The organism is Stutzerimonas stutzeri (assembly GCF_038561965.1).
Taxonomy (GTDB): Bacteria; Pseudomonadota; Gammaproteobacteria; order Pseudomonadales; family Pseudomonadaceae; genus Stutzerimonas; species Stutzerimonas stutzeri_AA.
Map to the genome: position 1 here is coordinate 2,991,947 of NZ_CP139348.1, position 16,813 is coordinate 3,008,759.

At 61.9% G+C, this 16,813-nt stretch carries 17 protein-coding genes; 7 read left to right on the forward strand and 10 right to left on the reverse strand.

Annotated features, from left to right (window positions below; genetic code table 11):
* Nucleotides 1-261: 261 nt before the first annotated feature.
* The 3 genes from SM130_RS13460 to SM130_RS13470 all read left to right on the forward strand — a co-directional run bounded on the left by SM130_RS13460 (nt 262) and on the right by SM130_RS13470 (nt 2,652).
* On the forward strand, nt 262-471 hold the full coding sequence (locus SM130_RS13460; protein WP_102825546.1) for a hypothetical protein: 210 nt from the start codon (nt 262-264) through the stop codon (nt 469-471).
* A 62-nt stretch (nt 472-533) separates the two neighbouring features.
* The gene (locus tag SM130_RS13465; protein WP_102825545.1) at nt 534-1,559 is read left to right on the forward strand and encodes a glycosyltransferase; all 1,026 of its coding nucleotides are present in this window, start codon (nt 534-536) and stop codon (nt 1,557-1,559) included.
* Nucleotides 1,560-1,581: 22 nt separating this feature from the next.
* A complete protein-coding gene (locus SM130_RS13470) occupies nt 1,582-2,652 on the forward strand; it encodes an acyltransferase family protein (protein WP_102825544.1) in 1,071 nt (356 codons plus the stop codon).
* A gap of 28 nt (nt 2,653-2,680) precedes the next feature.
* Here the strand turns inward: SM130_RS13470 and SM130_RS13475 are convergent, their stop codons facing one another.
* Nucleotides 2,681-3,337, reverse strand: coding sequence for a hypothetical protein (locus SM130_RS13475; RefSeq protein ID WP_102825543.1), 657 nt, complete (start codon nt 3,335-3,337; stop codon nt 2,681-2,683).
* A gap of 396 nt (nt 3,338-3,733) precedes the next feature.
* Here SM130_RS13475 and SM130_RS13480 point away from each other — a divergent pair, with 396 nt between their 5' ends.
* The gene (locus SM130_RS13480; protein ID WP_102825542.1) at nt 3,734-4,033 is read left to right on the forward strand and encodes a hypothetical protein; all 300 of its coding nucleotides are present in this window, start codon (nt 3,734-3,736) and stop codon (nt 4,031-4,033) included.
* A 30-nt stretch (nt 4,034-4,063) separates the two neighbouring features.
* Here the strand turns inward: SM130_RS13480 and umuC are convergent, their stop codons facing one another.
* Together umuC and SM130_RS13490 are read right to left on the reverse strand one after the other, a co-directional pair.
* Nucleotides 4,064-5,320 carry a translesion error-prone DNA polymerase V subunit UmuC gene (gene umuC / locus SM130_RS13485; RefSeq protein WP_102825541.1) on the reverse strand — a complete coding sequence of 419 codons (1,257 nt, stop codon included), beginning with the start codon at nt 5,318-5,320 and terminating at the stop codon, nt 4,064-4,066.
* Nucleotides 5,308-5,733: a LexA family protein gene (locus SM130_RS13490; RefSeq protein ID WP_102825540.1), complete on the reverse strand. Its 426-nt coding sequence runs from the start codon at nt 5,731-5,733 to the stop codon at nt 5,308-5,310. Before SM130_RS13490 ends, umuC begins: the two co-directional genes overlap by 13 nt.
* 100 nt (nt 5,734-5,833) lie before the next feature.
* Here SM130_RS13490 and SM130_RS13495 point away from each other — a divergent pair, with 100 nt between their 5' ends.
* Nucleotides 5,834-6,544, forward strand: coding sequence for an SOS response-associated peptidase family protein (locus SM130_RS13495; RefSeq protein ID WP_102825539.1), 711 nt, complete (start codon nt 5,834-5,836; stop codon nt 6,542-6,544).
* A 196-nt stretch (nt 6,545-6,740) separates the two neighbouring features.
* Nucleotides 6,741-7,496, forward strand: coding sequence for a TerC family protein (locus SM130_RS13500; protein WP_102825538.1), 756 nt, complete (start codon nt 6,741-6,743; stop codon nt 7,494-7,496).
* 29 nt (nt 7,497-7,525) lie between these two features.
* On the opposite strand, the gene SM130_RS13505 is transcribed toward SM130_RS13500, so the two are convergent.
* Entirely contained in the window at nt 7,526-8,014 is a 489-nt protein-coding gene (locus tag SM130_RS13505; RefSeq protein ID WP_102825537.1) for a DUF2514 family protein, read from the reverse strand.
* Nucleotides 8,011-8,643, reverse strand: a complete 633-nt coding sequence (locus SM130_RS13510) for a glycoside hydrolase family 19 protein (RefSeq protein ID WP_102825536.1) — start codon at nt 8,641-8,643, stop codon at nt 8,011-8,013. The genes SM130_RS13505 and SM130_RS13510 overlap by 4 nt, the downstream gene beginning before the upstream one ends.
* 144 nt (nt 8,644-8,787) lie before the next feature.
* On the opposite strand from SM130_RS13510, the gene SM130_RS13515 reads away from it, so the two are divergent.
* A complete protein-coding gene (locus SM130_RS13515; protein WP_102825535.1) occupies nt 8,788-9,120 on the forward strand; it encodes a hypothetical protein in 333 nt (110 codons plus the stop codon).
* 431 nt (nt 9,121-9,551) lie between these two features.
* Here SM130_RS13515 and SM130_RS13520 read toward each other — a convergent pair whose 3' ends face one another.
* The 5 genes from SM130_RS13520 to SM130_RS13540 are packed head-to-tail and all read right to left on the reverse strand — an operon-like array spanning nt 9,552 to nt 16,792.
* The gene (locus SM130_RS13520) at nt 9,552-9,788 is read right to left on the reverse strand and encodes a hypothetical protein (protein ID WP_102825533.1); all 237 of its coding nucleotides are present in this window, start codon (nt 9,786-9,788) and stop codon (nt 9,552-9,554) included.
* On the reverse strand, nt 9,788-11,629 hold the full coding sequence (locus SM130_RS13525) for a hypothetical protein (RefSeq protein WP_102825532.1): 1,842 nt from the start codon (nt 11,627-11,629) through the stop codon (nt 9,788-9,790). The genes SM130_RS13520 and SM130_RS13525 overlap by 1 nt, the downstream gene beginning before the upstream one ends.
* A 6-nt stretch (nt 11,630-11,635) precedes the next feature.
* Nucleotides 11,636-13,252, reverse strand: coding sequence for a hypothetical protein (locus SM130_RS13530; protein ID WP_102825531.1), 1,617 nt, complete (start codon nt 13,250-13,252; stop codon nt 11,636-11,638).
* Complete coding sequence (locus tag SM130_RS13535) at nt 13,252-14,769, reverse strand: hypothetical protein (protein WP_181019269.1); 1,518 nt, start codon at nt 14,767-14,769, stop codon at nt 13,252-13,254. The genes SM130_RS13530 and SM130_RS13535 overlap by 1 nt, the downstream gene beginning before the upstream one ends.
* 31 nt (nt 14,770-14,800) lie before the next feature.
* Entirely contained in the window at nt 14,801-16,792 is a 1,992-nt protein-coding gene (locus SM130_RS13540) for a hypothetical protein (protein WP_181019268.1), read from the reverse strand.
* Nucleotides 16,793-16,813 lie beyond the last annotated feature (21 nt).

Sequence of the window (16,813 nt, forward strand, 5' to 3'; positions counted from 1 at the left end):
CAGCCCATCCGGACGCTCATGCAGCGATCTGCGCAGCCACCAGCCGTGTAAGCGCGACCACATACATCCCCACGTCGATCAGCGCCACGCCGCAATGCGACGAGTCCGCTGCAGAGCTTCGCAACAGCTCGTCGCCAGCGCCGCAGCGCCACCGGCTCGCCGAACCGGCATCGGGTTCGTTCTGGTCTCCGCCCACCGACAACAGACGCTATTCATTCTGACCCCTGCGCTAATCGCGTCGGGATATCCAGGAGCACAGGCATGGACACACAAGGCAACGTCAGAGCGTCACTGGTTCTGGCTGATGGCTACTCGTACACCGAACTCATTCCAGCACCGGATGTGCCTGGCAGTCCCGCCGGCAGTGGCTTCATTCGCATCTTCCATGCCTTCTTCAGCCCGAGCGAAGAAGACTCAAAGGCCGACGCGCAGCCCTATAGCTCGCCGGTGGTCACGCCGGAACAGAGTTGAGGAGACATACCGTGCCGAACCCAGCGTCCGTAGAAAACTCTAGCCACAGCACCCCACACCCAATGGCGGTAAGCCACGGCGAAACGTTGCTACAGCGACAGACCACTATCGTTACCGTCACCTACGGTGATCGCCTGAACTACTTACGTCGCCTGATCGAACAGGCCTTCGCGTTCGAGCAGATCACCCGTGTAGTGGTGGTCAGCAACGCTTCCACTGCACCGCTGGAGCAATTGACCAGTCGCTGGCCCGGGCAGGTGCGGATCATTGCATTGGAGCAGAACACCGGTTCAGCCAACGGCTACGCGGTAGGGCTGGAAGCCGCGCTCGCCGAGGGCGCGCAATACATCTGGATGATGGATGACGACAACGCGCCGACTGCCGCAGCCGTGCGCCTGCTACACGACGAACTGACGCAGCTGGGCGACGACGTAGGGCTGCACCGGGCCGCCGTGTTGGGCTTTCGCCCCAGTCAGCAGGAAGACATCGCCCGTGGTGTGCCGCGGCGCTTCGTCATCCAGCCGCGCTCCAGCTACTTCGGTTTCCACGTGGCGCAACTGCCGTACAAGCTCTGGCGCCGCCTGCCCTGGGGGCGGCCGGAAGGGACGCCACCACGCGCCGTCGACCTGCCGTTCGCGCCTTACGGCGGCATGCTCGCCCACCGCAGCCTCTACCAGGCGATCGGCGTGCCACTGCGCGAGCTGGTGCTCTACGCCGACGACACCGAGTACACCCGTCGCATCACCGCCAAAGGCGGGCGCCTGCGGCTGGTAACCGATGCGCTGATCGACGAACTGGAGCTGTCTTGGAACATCAAGGCCCACACGCGCAACATTTATGAAGCCTTTCTGCTCGGCGACTCGGACTTCCGCGCCTATTACACCGCTCGGAACCAAGCCTGGTTCGATACCTATGTGTGGGCGGCTTCGCCTTGGCTGTATCGCCTGAACCGGCGAATCTTCCTCGGCCTGCTGAGGCTTGTGGCCTGGCGACAACATGCGCCGGAACGCCTGCAACTGATTGAGCAGGCCATCCGCGACGGCGAGAGCCGCACGCTGGGGATGAGCCAGACTTTCCCGTTGCGCTGATTGCGTCCACAAGGAGGTTTCAATGCAAGCGCCCACGCCGGCAAACAGAGACAACAACTTCGACTTTCTGCGCTTTTTCGCCGCTGCCATGGTGGTGTTCGGCCACAGCTACGGCCTTTCAGGCCAGGCACATCAGGAACCGCTGCGACTGTTCAGCGGCAGCTACGACTCGGCGGATATCGCCGTGCACGTATTCTTCGTCATGAGCGGCTTTCTCATCGCCGGTTCCTGGTTGAACAGTCACAGCGTGTTGGATTTCGCAGCCAAGCGGGCATTGCGCATCCTTCCGGCGCTGATCGTCTCGGTGTTATTCGTCGTGCTCGTGGTGGGTCCGCTGGCTACCGAGCTGTCGCTAAGTGAATACTTCGCCGCACCCGGCACCCTTGCCTACCTCAGCAACGCGGTGCTGATCACCGAGTTCCGGCTGCCGGGCGTATTCGAATCCAACCCCTTTGCATACACCGTCAATGGCTCGCTCTGGACGCTGCCGTACGAAGTGCTGATGTATGTCACCGTGCTCACGCTCGGCCTGCTCAAAGTGTTCGGCCGCAGCATGGCGCTAGTCGGGCTGGTGCTGATGGTCGGCGTGCATTTCTACCTGATCCCGATCTACGAGGTGCAAAGCGACCTGCTACGCAAGGCTACACGGCTCGGCATGTTCTTCTATGCCGGCGTGGTGTTCTACCTGTACCGCCAGCGCCTTGTCTGGAGCTGGAAAATCGCCGCGCTGCTGGTCGGCGCAAACCTGCTCAGTGCCCGCAGCGACTACTGGGAGCTGGTGCACGTGCTGACCGTGCCCTACCTCACGCTATACCTCGCGCAACTGCGTATTCCGCGGCTGGCCGGGTTCGGCAAGGCAGGAGATTTCTCCTACGGGCTGTACATTTTCAGCTTCCCGATCCAGCAGCTGATCATGCACTGGACCGAGGGCCAGCTGCCGCTGCTGCCATTCATGGCGCTCGGGTTCACCGCCAGCTTGATCGCCGCTCTACTGTCCTGGCACCTGATCGAGTCGCCAGCCATGGCGCTCAAGCGCTACCTTCCGCGCCGGCGGCGCTCGACAGCGACGGCAGTTGCGACAGCCAATCGCTGATCGGAAGGAAAACGCCCGCCTGTATTGGCTAGAAATCCTCTACGGGACTGGCGAGCGCGTCCTTGAGCTTTCTTGCCTCCAGCTTGGGAAACGAAAAGCGGACGGCAAGTATCGAGTCAGCGCCGTCATCCATTATCACCAGCTCAGCGACACGCGTATTGTCCCTGGCGGCGGCTACTGCTGCCGTGACATTAGGATGCTTCTTGGCACGATCCAGACCTTCGATGAAGGTGTAGGTGAGGTTCCCCGCGTTAGCCGCCACGCTTTCATAACTGGACAGCTTCGCTGCGAAATCCTGCCGGCTGCTACGGCGGTCCAGATCAAGAAGATCAAGCTGCGAACTGGCATCAGCCAGTGAGACAAGCGCAAAGGTCTTAGCCAGCGCAGCGACCGCCTGTACATAGGCCTGCTGCTCAAAATCTGACAACAGACTGACCATGTAAAGCTTCTCGCCGGAGAACAGTAAGGCGGCGGTAAAAGAGTGCCCCACGAACTTGACGTCATCCATGCACAGTGCGGCAGTACCAATTTCTGCAGAACAATCGTAATAGCCGGCCTGATTGCTGTATTTGCTGAACGGCGCGCCATACACATGCTCCTTGAACAGTGCGTCATCGGCCCAAGCGCTTGTGCACAAGGTCATGGCAGCCATCATCGCTAGGCATTTCGATAGCAACGGTTTCATGAAGTCCCTTTCTCAGTTGAATAAAGGCGACGATGATAGCCTTTTGATAGCTCACGCAATACGCTTGCAGCACGACCACCGCATGCGGCCTATGGCTGCGAAGTTAAGCCAGCCAGACCGCTACGCTGCCTCGCTCCCGGCCGAAGGCAATGGAGCGGCGAACTGCTGAACGGTCGAGCGCTGACGCTTCCAGTCTGGCTAAAAAATGCTCAGCTCTATATACTCGCGCGCCTTTTTCATGCGCGGTTTTCGAGGTTCTAGTCGATGAGCAAAACGCCAACAGTCGGGTTCGTGAGCCTGGGTTGCCCCTAGGAAACGATCTCTATACTTCGCTGACGATTGCCGATAAGGTCATAAAGCCACTACGATAGCCTTTTGCTTTATAAGGATATAGACATGCCCGCTCTCACCCGCGCCGATCTCAACTTCGAATACAGCTGGTCAGCTGTACCTGGCGACAATCCGAACCTAACCAAGGTTGACGCTCAACGGTTCAGTCGTGCAGAGGGCTATGAAGTCATACACCTGCTCAACTCCCTCACCGCAAAAGGAGGCGGCGATCTTGCCAAGCGCACCCGCCTTATTTGTGAGTGGATGATCAACGAGCATTTGCCGGGTTCGGTCCAAGGCAGAAGTAAGGTAATCAACTGGATAGTCGAACACTATCCTAGCCTTAAGGCCGACTACCCCTTCTGATCATCTTTACCGGTGGTCACGGCTGGCTTGTTACCGCACCACCATCAACTCATCCCACCGCGTCGTATACCGCTGGCTCATCATTTCCCGCTTCATCGACCATTCCGCTATGGCCGGGATGCGCCCAAGACGGACGGTTCCCCTGCCCTCGCGCGCGTTGATTTGATCGACCACAGCCATCAGCCGATCGGCACCAGGTCGCGGCGCCCCGGCGAACAGGTCGCCGGTGAATTCGCCTCGCTGCCGTAGATCCATCAGCAATATCTCCGCCTTGCTGTAGGCGTAGCCTGGCCGAAAGATCGCCTCCAACCCGCGCACCGCCGCAGCGGCCAGCACGCGAGTATCGTCAGTCGGGTATGGCAGCGGGCAGCTGATGGCATTGGCGTAGCGCGGTTGGTTGGGGTTGTGCATGCCGGTGCGCATGGCGACCTGCAGCGCGCCGGCCAGGCTCTGTTGCGATCGGAGCTTTTCGGCGGCCTTGGTCACGTAGGCAACCACCGCTTCGCGGATAGGCGCAATGTCCCGCAGGCGGCTGCCGAACATTTTGGATGAGCAGATCATCTGCCGGGGCGGTACCGCCTCCTCCAGCTCGAGGCACGAGATCCCGCGCAGCTCACGGGCGGTTTTTTCCAGCACCACGCTGAATTGCCGGCGCAGCGATGCCGAATCGTACTGCGCAAGGTCCCAGGCCGTTTGGATGCCCAGCGGGCGCAGGCGTACGGTAAGCCGCCGGCCGACGCCCCATACCTCGCTCACCTCGGTCATCCGCAACAGCCGGTCGCGCCGGTCCGGGTCGCTCAAGTCGATCACGCCGCCGGATTTGCGCCAGGTTTTGGCGGCCCAGTTGGCCAACTTCGCCAGCGTCTTCGTCGGCCCTATCCCAACGCCCACCGGTATGCCCGTCCAGCGCAGCACGCGCTCGCGCGCCTCGTGCCCCAGCAGCACGTGGGCGCCCGTCACCCCTGTCAGGTCGGCGAACGCCTCGTCGATGCTGTACACCTCGATTCGCGGAAACATCCCCTCCAATGTCGTCATCACCCGGGCGCTCATTTGCCCGTAGAGTTCGTAGTTGCTGGAGAAACACACCACGCCCCACTCGCGCATCTGGTCCCGCCACTGGAAATACGGCGCACCCATGGGAATGCCGAGGCGCTTGGCCTCGCGGGTACGGGCGATCACGCAACCGTCGTTATTGCTCAGCACCACCACCGGCACGCTGTCGAGCCAGGGTCGGTAGACGCGCTCGCATGAGCAGTAGAACGAGTTGCAATCGATCAGCGCGAACATAGGTGATGCAGGTTGTGCGTGGCCACGCCCCATACATGCAGGGACTCGGTAACCGGAATGGCGTGGCATTCCGGGTTTTCAGGCTGGAGCCAGATACCGGCCGGCGTTTCCTGCAGCCGCTTTACGGTCATGCCGCCGTCCACGTAGGCGACAATGATGTGACCGGAGCGCGCCTCCAGCGCCCTGTTGACCACCAGCACATCGCCGTCATAAATCCCGGCGCCGATCATGCTCGAACCCTCGACCCGCACCAGATAAACATGCGGCGTGCGAAGGTCGATCAGCTCATCGATGGATAGCGTGACCTCCTCATAGTCAGCCGCTGGCGAGGGGAAACCCGCAGGCACGCGGGTATCGATGTACTGCAAGAACGTGGGAGACGGGCCGATCTGACCCAGGACGGTGGCGCGCATGGTACTGCTCTGCGATTACTGTATATAGATACAGTAAACAACGGGCGCAGCGCGCGGTCAATGTAGAGAGGCAGCCATCCGATAGCAGGCTGGAGGGGATATGTGCGGGCGTTTCACGCAGTACCGAACGGCAGTCGAGTACCTCGATGCGCTGCGCTACGACAAGCCCATCGAAGGCGGCATCGACCCGGAGCCGATCAACCGCTACAACGTCGCGCCGCGCTCGCGGGTGATGATTTTCCACGAGACGGATGCCGGCCTGCGCATGGCCAAGCTGCCGTGGGGGTATCAACCCTTCTGGGCTGTCGGCAAACGCCCACCCGCAATCAACGCCCGCGTCGAGACAGCAGCGACCAGCCGCTTTTTCCGCGACATCTGGGCGACCGGCCGCACGCTGGTAGCCGCCGATGGCTGGTATGAATGGGTAAAGGACCCAGCGGACCCGAAAAAGAAGCAGCCCTACTACATCCGCCGCAAGGACGGCGAGCCACTATGGTTCGCCGCACTGGCACAGATGGACCGTAGCGGCATGACCGATCGCGACGGTGACGGGTTCGTGATCATCACCGCTGACAGCGACCAGGGCATGGTAGATATCCACGATCGCCGCCCGGTCGTGCTCGAGGCAGACCTGGCGCGCGAGTGGATCGAGCCGGATCTGGCGCTGGAGCGTGCCGAGGAAATCGTGCGCGACCTGGCACTGCCGGTTGAGGCGTTCGAATGGTTTGCGGTGGATCGCGCGGTGGGGAATGTGCGGAATGAGGGGCCGGGACTTCTCGCCCCTATCGGTCGAAACACTTCCCCGGACTGATCACCCTAGACCATTGAAATCTGATCAAATCGGGCCGAGATGCAACGACGCACCAACAGCGGCGCTCCAACTCAGCCAGCCGAAGTGCCAGCAATGAGCTTGTGAAACTGCGCTGCGCGGCAACCTTCTACGATATATGCTGTTCCAAGCGCGGCCCCTACCGCGCGGCGTCTGCCATCAAACCCTGAGAGCTAAAATGGAATCGTCGATTCAACTTTTTCTTGAGCCCACGACTTGGGTTGCGTTGGCGACCCTGATCGCCATGGAAGTAGTGTTAGGCATCGATAACCTGATCTTCATATCCATCCTTACCAATAAGCTCCCCGTAAGCCAGCGCGAGCGCGCCAGGCGCATCGGTATCGGTCTGGCGCTAGTATTGCGGTTAGGCCTGCTAGGCACCGTAGCTTGGATTGTGCAGCTCACCGAACCGGTTATTGAGGTTTTCGGCAATGCATTTTCTTGGAAGGACATGATTCTTATCGCAGGCGGCCTTTTCCTGCTATGGAAAGCGACGAAAGAGATTCACCACAGCATGGACCCTACGTCTGGCGGAGACATGTTTGAGGGAAAGCCCATTGAGCGTGGCGCCACACTTGGCTTCAGCGCAGCGATTGGGCAAATCCTGTTGCTAGATCTCGTGTTTTCCGTCGACAGCATCATCACGGCCGTCGGCATGACAAGTCACATCGAAATCATGGTCATAGCCGTCATCGTTGCAGTTACCGTTATGCTGGTGGCTGCTAATCCGCTAGCCGACTTCATCAACCAGAACCCTACCGTCGTAATGCTCGCGCTGGGTTTTCTATTGATGATCGGAATGACCCTTATTGCGGAGGGGTTTGGTGCTCACGTGCCCAAGGGTTACGTTTATGCCGCGATGGCGTTTTCTGCCGGAGTCGAAGTACTGAACATGTTTTCGCGGCGCGCTAAACAAAAGCAGCATCGACTGTAGATGGGCCGATAACCATAGAGATACAGTCGCTAATCCGTATCCCATAAGCTAGCGCCTCGCCTCACTGCATCATAAATCCGCTCGCAGGTAAGCCCTGCGCTGCGGGCGCGGCTAGCCGCTTCTGCCATTGCTCGGCCTTCTGATTCCAGCTCTCCAAGCACGTCGGCAAACACTGTGGCGGCGTCTGCCCTTGCCTGGCGCTCGCCGGCAGTTCCGGCATTGCAGGTAGCGAGCTGAGTGGCGAGGCGGCCGGCTTCGACCCGCAGCCCTGCAGCAGTAGCCCCAGCGCGATCAGCAGCGCGCCGCAGATCTTCAAGTTCGTCATGGCCTTTCTTTCCCTCTTCATCTGCAACCGCCTGCTGTTTCAGCTCGATTACTCGAACAACCCTGACCGTATCCACCTGCTGCTGAGCGATGCCCTCGCCCAACCGCCAGCCGTTCACCTTCCAGCCGGCCGCGAAGCACATCGCAGCTAGCACCCCATATATCGTGCTGCGCTCCATCAGCGTGCCGATCATGCCAACACCTCCTGCCCTACCCGCCAAAGCGCAAGCCTCTGAGGCTGACCGTGAGTACCGCCATTGATGCGCCGAGTGATGTCCTCAAACCGGCCGACGTCTGCCAGTTCGTTCAGCCCGTTGCGTGACCAGAACCAGGCCGCTGACATGGCCGCCCACTCGGGTTGCTCGAGCAGCACGGGCTCGGCCACCAGGTCAGCCCCGATGGCGACTCCGCAGGCACGGTAGTTGTCGCAGCCGGTGAGCTGGATCAGCCCACGACCCCGGTATCGCCACCCGTCTCCACTCTCAACTGAACCGTTGCCCATGCGACCGGCATAGACGAGGTTGGCAATCCGCTCGGGTTGCCGCTCAAGGGACATGGCCAGCGCGTTCGGCTGGCCATTGGCCGCGCGGAAGCGTCCAGGCCAGGTCGCAGCCAAGCCGGCAGCGCTGTAGTTGAGGTTCTCGACGAGCCGGCGCAGCTGCCCGGATTCGTGCCCTATCTGGGCAAGGAACGCTGCCCGGCGTACCGGGCTATCGATGCGGAACCGCGCCATTGCCCGGTTAAGTGCAGGAACAAAAACGCCCGCGACAGGGCGGGCGTTGGGGAGGATCTGCAGCAGCTGCTGCTCGGTCAGCGGGCGCATGGTTTCTCCAGGCAAAAAAAAGCCCGCTCTAGGCGGGCAGGGAAACCACATCCGCACGGAAGGAGCCATGCAGATAGTGGCCTAATAATGTCACAACAATGTGAAATGTGTCACCATTGGAGGGTGCCGTAGAAGGAGCCACGCATGAGTTACAACGGGAACGAACGCCGCAAATACCCCTCGCTACGAAAACACGTTGAGGCGTTGCTGAACGCCGGCGCGACGATAACGGAGCGGGAGCCGTTGCAGCTTCTGTTCAAGGGTCAGGAGATGGGCGTTCGCCACGGCATCCTGTTATGCGAGCCAACACCACAGGAACTGGATGAGGCTCTCAGTCTGCTGGCTAATGGTGACAGCGAGAGGCGAACCGAGGCACTTACGATCTGTTTGAAGCAGCTTGAGGCTGCAATCGCGCCCTACCCGCCGTTCCACACCGCTCGCCTATCCAAACCAGGCAACACAGCGGCCATTGGTTAGGGCGAAAAAAAGCCCGCGCAAGGCGGGCTCCGAAACCACAGCTGCAGGCGGGGGTGTGCCGCAGGTAGTGGCGCTATAATGTCACCGCTTTAACCGTTCTGTTTCGCTATTCGAGCTTGCATTGACCAGCGTCATTAGCGGCCGAGATTGGCTTCGCTTGGTAACAGCTCAAAGCGGCATGTCCGCGCCGGTATAGGCTGCCGGCTCATGGGCAGGGTCAACGCAACCCGCGGCGAGGATCAGCGCGGGCAGATCCTCGGTGATACGGTCATATGCTCTGCCGAAGCCCAAATAAAAGCCCGCTACAACGCAGGCCAAGCCGAATATAACCGCTGCCGCTACCCGTCGAATTGAAGCACGCATTGCAGGTCCTTTTGCGAATGGCCGAGTCCCATCTTGCAGGATTTCCCGCAGAAACCGGGCGGCTCAGATCACACCTCCACATCGTAATGCGGCAGATCCGGAGCAGGCCCGGTGATCTGGCCGTCGATGACGAATGCTTTGCTGCCCTCGGGCACGTCGACACCGCGTGCGGTGATCTCGGTGCCATTGCGCAGCTGGATGGTGCTGATGCCGCTGATCTCGTTGATCGCCGTTACGGTACCGACGGCACGTTGGCCGCCTGGCAGCAGCGCTTCGAAGCGCTTCCATGGGTTCACGGTGGCCATCAGTGGTGGCGCTCCAGTTTGATGGTTTGCTTGACCCGGCTCGCACCGGTGCCCTCTGCGCTGATGTCCGTTGCCAGACACAAGCCCCGCCACTCGCTGCCGTCGGGCTCTCGCACTTCGCAGAGCATCGCCGGCTCGATCAGCCCGGGCGCCTGCTCCGCAGGGAACAGAGGCAAGGTGCGAGTAACGATCTCCTGATTGCCACCTTTGCAAATCTCCGCCATGCCGCGATGCCGGGCCGCGTCTGTCGCGGTGATCAGCTCGTCGTACACGTCGGGCGCCGGGTTGTCGCCCGCAGTGCCGGCACGGCGAACATCGACTGCAACGCCATGCGTGGTGCCCGAGACGTAGCAGCTGTTCCAGCTCGGCTGCGGCGTCCATTCGCTGCCCCACTCGCCAACGATCTCGGCCGGGATGATGCGATCGGCAATGGCAGACGCCCACCACCAAACCGCCTCACGATAACGCGGCACAACGCTGATGCTGTCGCCGGCCAACGCTGGGCGCACCACCGCACCCACCGCCTCCGCTATGCGGGCGATTACCTGCATGGGCGTCTGGTCTTGGTAGCTCAGCGCCGTAGCCGGAATGCTCCAATCAGGCGGCGACTGGTTGAGCGCGTCCCACTCCAGCGTGAAGCCGGTGTTGAGCAGCTGATCTTCCGCAGCCTGTCGTGCGTTGATGGCCACCGAATTCACCGCGCTGCGCTTGGGCGCATACGGTTCGGCCAGCAGCTGGCTGCGGCTGACGCCATTGATGCTGTAGCGCTCAGACGGGAACTTGCCCTGCCCGCTGTAGCGCTCAACCAGGAACAGCCATACGTGGCCATTGATGGAGAGTTCAACCGTCTTCGGCCCGTTGCTGTCTGGCCGCACCAGGTTCAGCGAGGTGACGCCGAACAGGTTGGCGCTTAGCGTCCAGCTGAACGAGTCGATATCGCGGCTGACCTGCAGGCCGGTGGCATCGAGCGGCGTGCGATCGGGCAGCACGACGAGGCTCACGCTGTTGGCGATCATGTATGTCTCCAGAACATCCGGCTCGGCCGGTGGCTCGATGATCTTCACCGGGCCGTTGTAGTCGGGGTATTTAATGCCAGTCGGAATCGGGTCCATCGGCTTGCCCCAGCCCCAACGCAGCTGGCGGAAGACATCCATGGGGCTGCTGCGGCCGTAGCGGACGTCAACCCCGAGGTCCTTGGGCTGGGTTGGCCTGCTGCGCAGATCCGCGCCCAGCGCGAAATACACCTCAGGCGTGCGCGATGGGAAGTACGGAACTCCCGCAAAGCGGAACACCAGCCGCTGCGTGCCAGGCACATACGGCGGCAACGCTTCGGTGTAATGCCAGGGCGCACTGAATCGCTGCGTATCGCGATGCCGCACGCCCTGCCCGCGATCCTTGAACAGAGATATCTGCCAGTTGAGCCGCAACCGATTCGAGTCGCGGATCTGAGGCACGGCCCATGCCGGCCGGCTGGTCTGGTCGCGCTGCACGGTGGCCTGCCAGCCATCCTCCATCGCCTGCGCCTCGACCGGTTCCGCGTGCTGCCAGTTGCCTGCCAGATGCTGGTCCGCCGCTTCAGGTCGCGCCCAGCCAGAAACCGCTGCGCGATCGTAGGCCGCTGCCTGTTGATGACTCAGGGACGCGACCGGGTCGAGAGCGGGAGGACTACCAAACGGCGCAACAGCAGCGAAGTCTGTAAGGCGCCCCGCTGACCATCGACCGCCAGCGTCATGGCGCAGGCGCGGAGGGTCGACGTACACCACGTCGACGTAGCGAGCCTGCAGCGTAAAGACCGGCGGCGCGGGCGGCGCATAAGGGCCGGCGAGCCGAAACTTCACCATGGCTAACTACTCGATCAAGGTCATTTTCAACGGGCCATGGCCCACCGGCTGGTAGTACGGGCGCGCCCGAGCGCGCGCAGTGCCGATCGCACCTTCGGTTCCGCCGCCCTGGTCGGGCCACCATGCGGGCTCGCTAGCACCGGCACTGCCGGGCTGCACAACCTCATAGACATAGCCGTTAGCCAGGGCGGGGCGGATGCGGTCCCCCACGTTGAGCGACGCACCCGACTGGAAGATCACGCCGGGGAAATCAGCGGCGAAGGCGAACACATCGCCGCCACCGTAGATGTCCGTCTCCAGCCGAAATCCGCCAACGCCATCCGAGAACGTGTTGCCCATCGCCACATAGGTATTGCCGCGCCGCTCGAACGCCACCACCTCGCAGTTCGCCAGCGCTTGCCGCGCGCCCGTCATGGGGTGGATCTCCTCGACAACGCCGTCGAGGTAGGCGGGGTCACCCGTTACGACAGGGCCACCGCCGCCAGCGGAGTTGTCGAGCAAAACCGTTTGCGTGACACCATTCATAAGCACGGACCGGCGTTTTGATGCGACAGCCGTGTAACATGGGCGGGGCGAGAAAACGATGCCGTCTATCGTCACAGGCTGTTCGTTGAAAACGACGCCCGTCAGGCTCGTGATCCGGCCACTCGAAGCTGCCTTATAGACGAAGCCGTTTTCCGATGGCGGTAGATAAAGCGCCCCTTCGCTAATGGCCTTGTCGTTGCGCAACGCATCAGCAGCGAGATCCTCGCTTGCGTACACGGTGAACGAACTCCACTTGCGAATTCTCGCGCCGTACTGAGCAAGACCTGTTGCGTCCGTTTCACCCAGATACCGAAATTGGCGTTCATTCTCCAGCCAAAGCCTTCGACTGACCGCACTACCGCTGGCGACAGTCTGCAGAGTCAGCGCAACAAGCTCCGACTGCCAAGGCACCATTTCCAGTCCGCTTGTCCACCATCCATTGTCCGAGAATGCTGAACTGGTCAGCGCATCCAAACTCGCCAAGGTCAGGGCCTCGGTCCGCTTGATGAACCCTCCGTTGACATTCGTAGCACTAGCGACCTTGACGTAGCACTGTTTGGCCGTCACACCGATGAGGAAGCTGTTGATGAAGTAAAAGACGTCTGATGTTGGATTCTTCTCCCTAAACACCAGCGCCCGCGTTACATCTCTTGGGATAAGAAATGGAGTCGCCGCGTCCGAGTAGAGCAGCTGCGTGGACGGCGAAAACGTGGTCGCCACATCAACATAGGTCGCTACGTCGGTCAGTGAACATCGATAATAGAAGTAATTGGTATAGCTACCGAATATTGACAACGAAACGTGAATCTTGAAGTTCTTGAAGTGAATGCCAGCGAACAAGCACGACGCGTTTGATGTCCCCTGCGAACCTGCAAATCGGATGGTGAAGCCATTACCATCAATCACCTTGGGCGCATACGTCGCGCCCACAACCGTCGTGATAGTGCTGATCCCCCAATAGCCCCCAGCCGTTGCCTCAATGTCAGACGCAACCCGGTAAAAACCCGACTCGCTGGCAGTGCGTATCACCGCATTAAATTCGCCAGCGGTAGTGATCAACCACGGATCGCTCTCGATTCCACTACCAGCAAGTGCCATTAGTCTGCATCCCCTCTAACCTGCAACTTGAACGTGTCGTCTTCCACCGTGCCCTGCCCCGCCAGGATCGTGCGGACGATCCACATTGGCCCCAGGCAGCTCTCGGTGTTGAAGCGGATGGCGTTGCCAGCCGCCCAGCCGCTACCCCAGCCGTTGGCCGGGATGGTGAAGTACGGCGTGCCGGTGGCCGGGTTGATTGGCGAGCAATCGGCGCCCGTTGTGCCATTGGCGATGATGCCTAGCTGCTGCTCGACCACCTGGTAAGCGGTAGTGCCGGTAAACACCAGCGCCCACTTGCCACTGATTGCGCCCATGTTCGTGATGACGGGCGGGTAGTTGAGCGAGTCGAACTGCGCGGTCGTGCTGTCGCCCTGGCGCACGTCGGTCCAATTGGGCGCGCCAGTGTTCCAGGTCTTCTGCGTGAACCAGCTCCAGATCCGCGCCTGCATGTCGCCCCAGGTCAACGCACTGCTGACCAGTGCCTGATCGGCCGGCAAGTCCCATGGCATCGGGCTGTTGATGCCGACCACGCCGGTTATCTGCACATCGGTACACACCGTCATGTGCTCGACCCGATCGTGAACGGTCAGCGGCTGCTGCAGCGGGGCGCCCTCGGCCGTTTCCAGCACCAGAGGATTGGCAAACGTCACCCTTCCGAGCCTCAGTTCGACGCTGTACTGCTGCGGGTTGAGCTTCGCGCCGTTTGCGTCGCGTACCGTGATGTCCGCTTGGTGGTCACGGCTCAAGCCCACCACCTGCCCAGCGACCGGCGTGCCGATCTCAGTCCTTGCAGCGTGATGCACAACCAGCACCTCGCCCTCGCGGAAGATCGGCACCCGCCCGTCGGCAGGGAGCCGCACCGGATCGAGCCCCAGCAGGTCGGCGGACATTGGCAGGCTGGACTGCAGCACTGCGTTGTAGCGCAGCAGCGAGGCGATGACCGGCACGTCGCTCGCACCGCTGATATCGGCCGGGTTGCTGGTAAAGCGCAGCCGGGCGATGCCGGTCTGGATATCAACCGTGCCGTAGATCACCGGCCCGTTTAGCGAGCCGTTGAGGTCCGCGGTGGCGGTCGCGATCTGCGCATTGTCAGCTCGCACCGCCGTAATCTGCAGGCTCGCCGGCCTCAGCGGCGCACCGGGCGTACGGAATGTGACACCTGTTACGGAGAAGCCGCCTGAGGTCGTCAAGCACGCCCGGACATCCACAGCCGGCGCTACGCCCGCGGGATAGCTACGCAAGGTGGCCTCCCCCGCCGCGTAGTCGACCGTGCCGACTGCCTCTCCCGCGTTGGTAGCGGAGCTGATGTTGCGAAACAGAACGCCGTCCCGATCGATGTAGGACTGGCCGCCCCAATGAATGACCAGCGACCCGGGCACGATCGGGTCAAGCGTTGTCGGCAGCAGATCCAGCACGACTGGAGGCGCGGGCGTCGCATCTGTCTGCGCGCCGTAGACCATGCTAGCCGACTGCGCGCGCACGGTCAGCCCACCCGCCATCTGCTCCTGCAGGGTCACGGTATTGCTAATTACTCGGCTCATAGCGTCCTCAACTGGCGCTGTGGTAGACAGGTATGTAGGTGCGGGTGGTGTAGCTGTAGGGCGATTCAGCCTTCAGCGTGTACGCACCGGTCTGGTAGTCGATAGTTCCGGCGAAATCGATCCAGCCGCCGCTGCCGTTATCCGAGGCGGACCGAGCCAGCACCGTGTCGTCGCTGTAGGCGCCACCCACACCAGGCGCGCGCGCCTGCCGCGTTACCTGCCAGCTCGCCTGAACACTGCCCGGTTTCAGCGGCGCCCCAGGAATGGTCCCGCTGATCATGCCGCCCGCATCGGGCGAGGCCGGCAGCGGCGTGGTCGTCACGGCGCCCTGTTGGTAGCTGTAGGTGATCGCGCTGCCGCTATCAGGCGTCTGGCTCAACTCCATGCTGATCTCGCCGGTGGCATACACCACCACCCCACCGCCATGCCCCGTCAGCGTGCCGTTGCCCTGGTCGGTCAACGTCCGGTCTATCCCACCTGATCGGTAGGTGACCACCAACGAACCCGGCAGCACCCCATCATGTGGCAGGCGGTGACGGATCTGCGCCTTGGCACCAACCACAATGCCGATGTGCTGGGTTGTCTCGTCCGCGATGGCGACGATGTAGCTGTAGATGACGCTCGACCCAACATCAGGCAATGCTTCCAGGCTGAGCGATGCACCGCCGGTGGCATAGTCGACCGTGCCGGTTCCATTACCCACCAGCGTGCCGGCACCGTCGTCGCGCAACTCGTACCACTTACCCAGCGCCATGAAGCTCACCGTGAGCGTGCCCGGTCGCGGCTTCGCCTCGGCCAGGTTGAGCGTGTAGGCATAGCCTCGGGTACCGAGCGTGATGCGGATCTCGCCAGTGACCGTCTGCCCTGTCAGCGAGGCGGCCGGAACGTACGTGCCCGCCGCGCTGCCGACATACACCGTGGCTCGGTAGGCGGTCAGCTGGCCGGTTTCGTAGTCGATGGCGATCTTGGTGAAACCGGCGCTGCCGCTCTGCACCTTGAGTTCGCCAAGGCTGTTGTCCTGATACACGCCCCCGGCGATCGTCAGCTGCACGCTGCCGGGCGCGGCACCAGTGCCCAAGAATGCGCGGCTCTGGCCGCTGCCGGCCGATACAAACTCAAGCGTCACCGCGCGAGCTGGTCCCGACGCGACCTGGTACCGGCGCCGGTAGCCGCCCGGCTGGTCAATCAATGGCACCTCTTTTACCGCGCTCGGTACCAGAGGCGCATAGACGGACTTCGTCTGCAGCGACAGGTCGCCCTGGGAACAGGCCACCGCTAGCGGGCTGATGCCGTAGTAGCGAGCCGCATCCGCCACCTGCGTACTCAGCACCTGCGACTTGGCCGCACCGCCGATGCCGGTGGCCGTCGTGCCGGCCGGTGTCGCCTGCCCGCCAGGGAAGGTCGACAGCAGCGGCGAGCTGATGATGATATCGATACGGCGGCGGGTGAAGTTGGTGAAGTTGCCGTTGCCGTAGTCGTGCACGAACTCCTCGAGGCGCTGCTCGATCGCCGCACAGCGGATGTATTGGGTGGTGGCTCCCGATACCAACTGAAACACGTCGCCCACCTCAGGCACGCGCTGCTCTTCACGCTGAATGCAGGCAATCGCGCGCTGCCCTGCCATCTGGTTGCCCAGCAGTTCGAACGGCGCCACCAGGGCCGGCACAACATAGCTTTCGATAGCAGCCCGGGCGGCAGAGCGGGTGTCTGTCTGGCTGTTGGTTTTGAACAGCAGCACGCTCACACGCGGGTCGCCGGGCCGCTCGGTGACGATGGCATGGGCGCCCAGGTACGGGTCATTGTTCTGCGTCATCACGCCGGCAAATGCCTTGCGCAGGTTGATACGGCCCAGCGTCCGATCAAGGCGAGAGATATCAGGGAACAGGTTGTTCTCCTGCCCATCGATCACGGCCTGGCCGGTGGCTCGACCGCCGCCGTCGGTTTCGTCGGTGAGGCGTTGAGACTTGAGCAGCTTTACGTCGTCGACGTTGATCGTCATGCCAATCTCCAGGCATTAAAA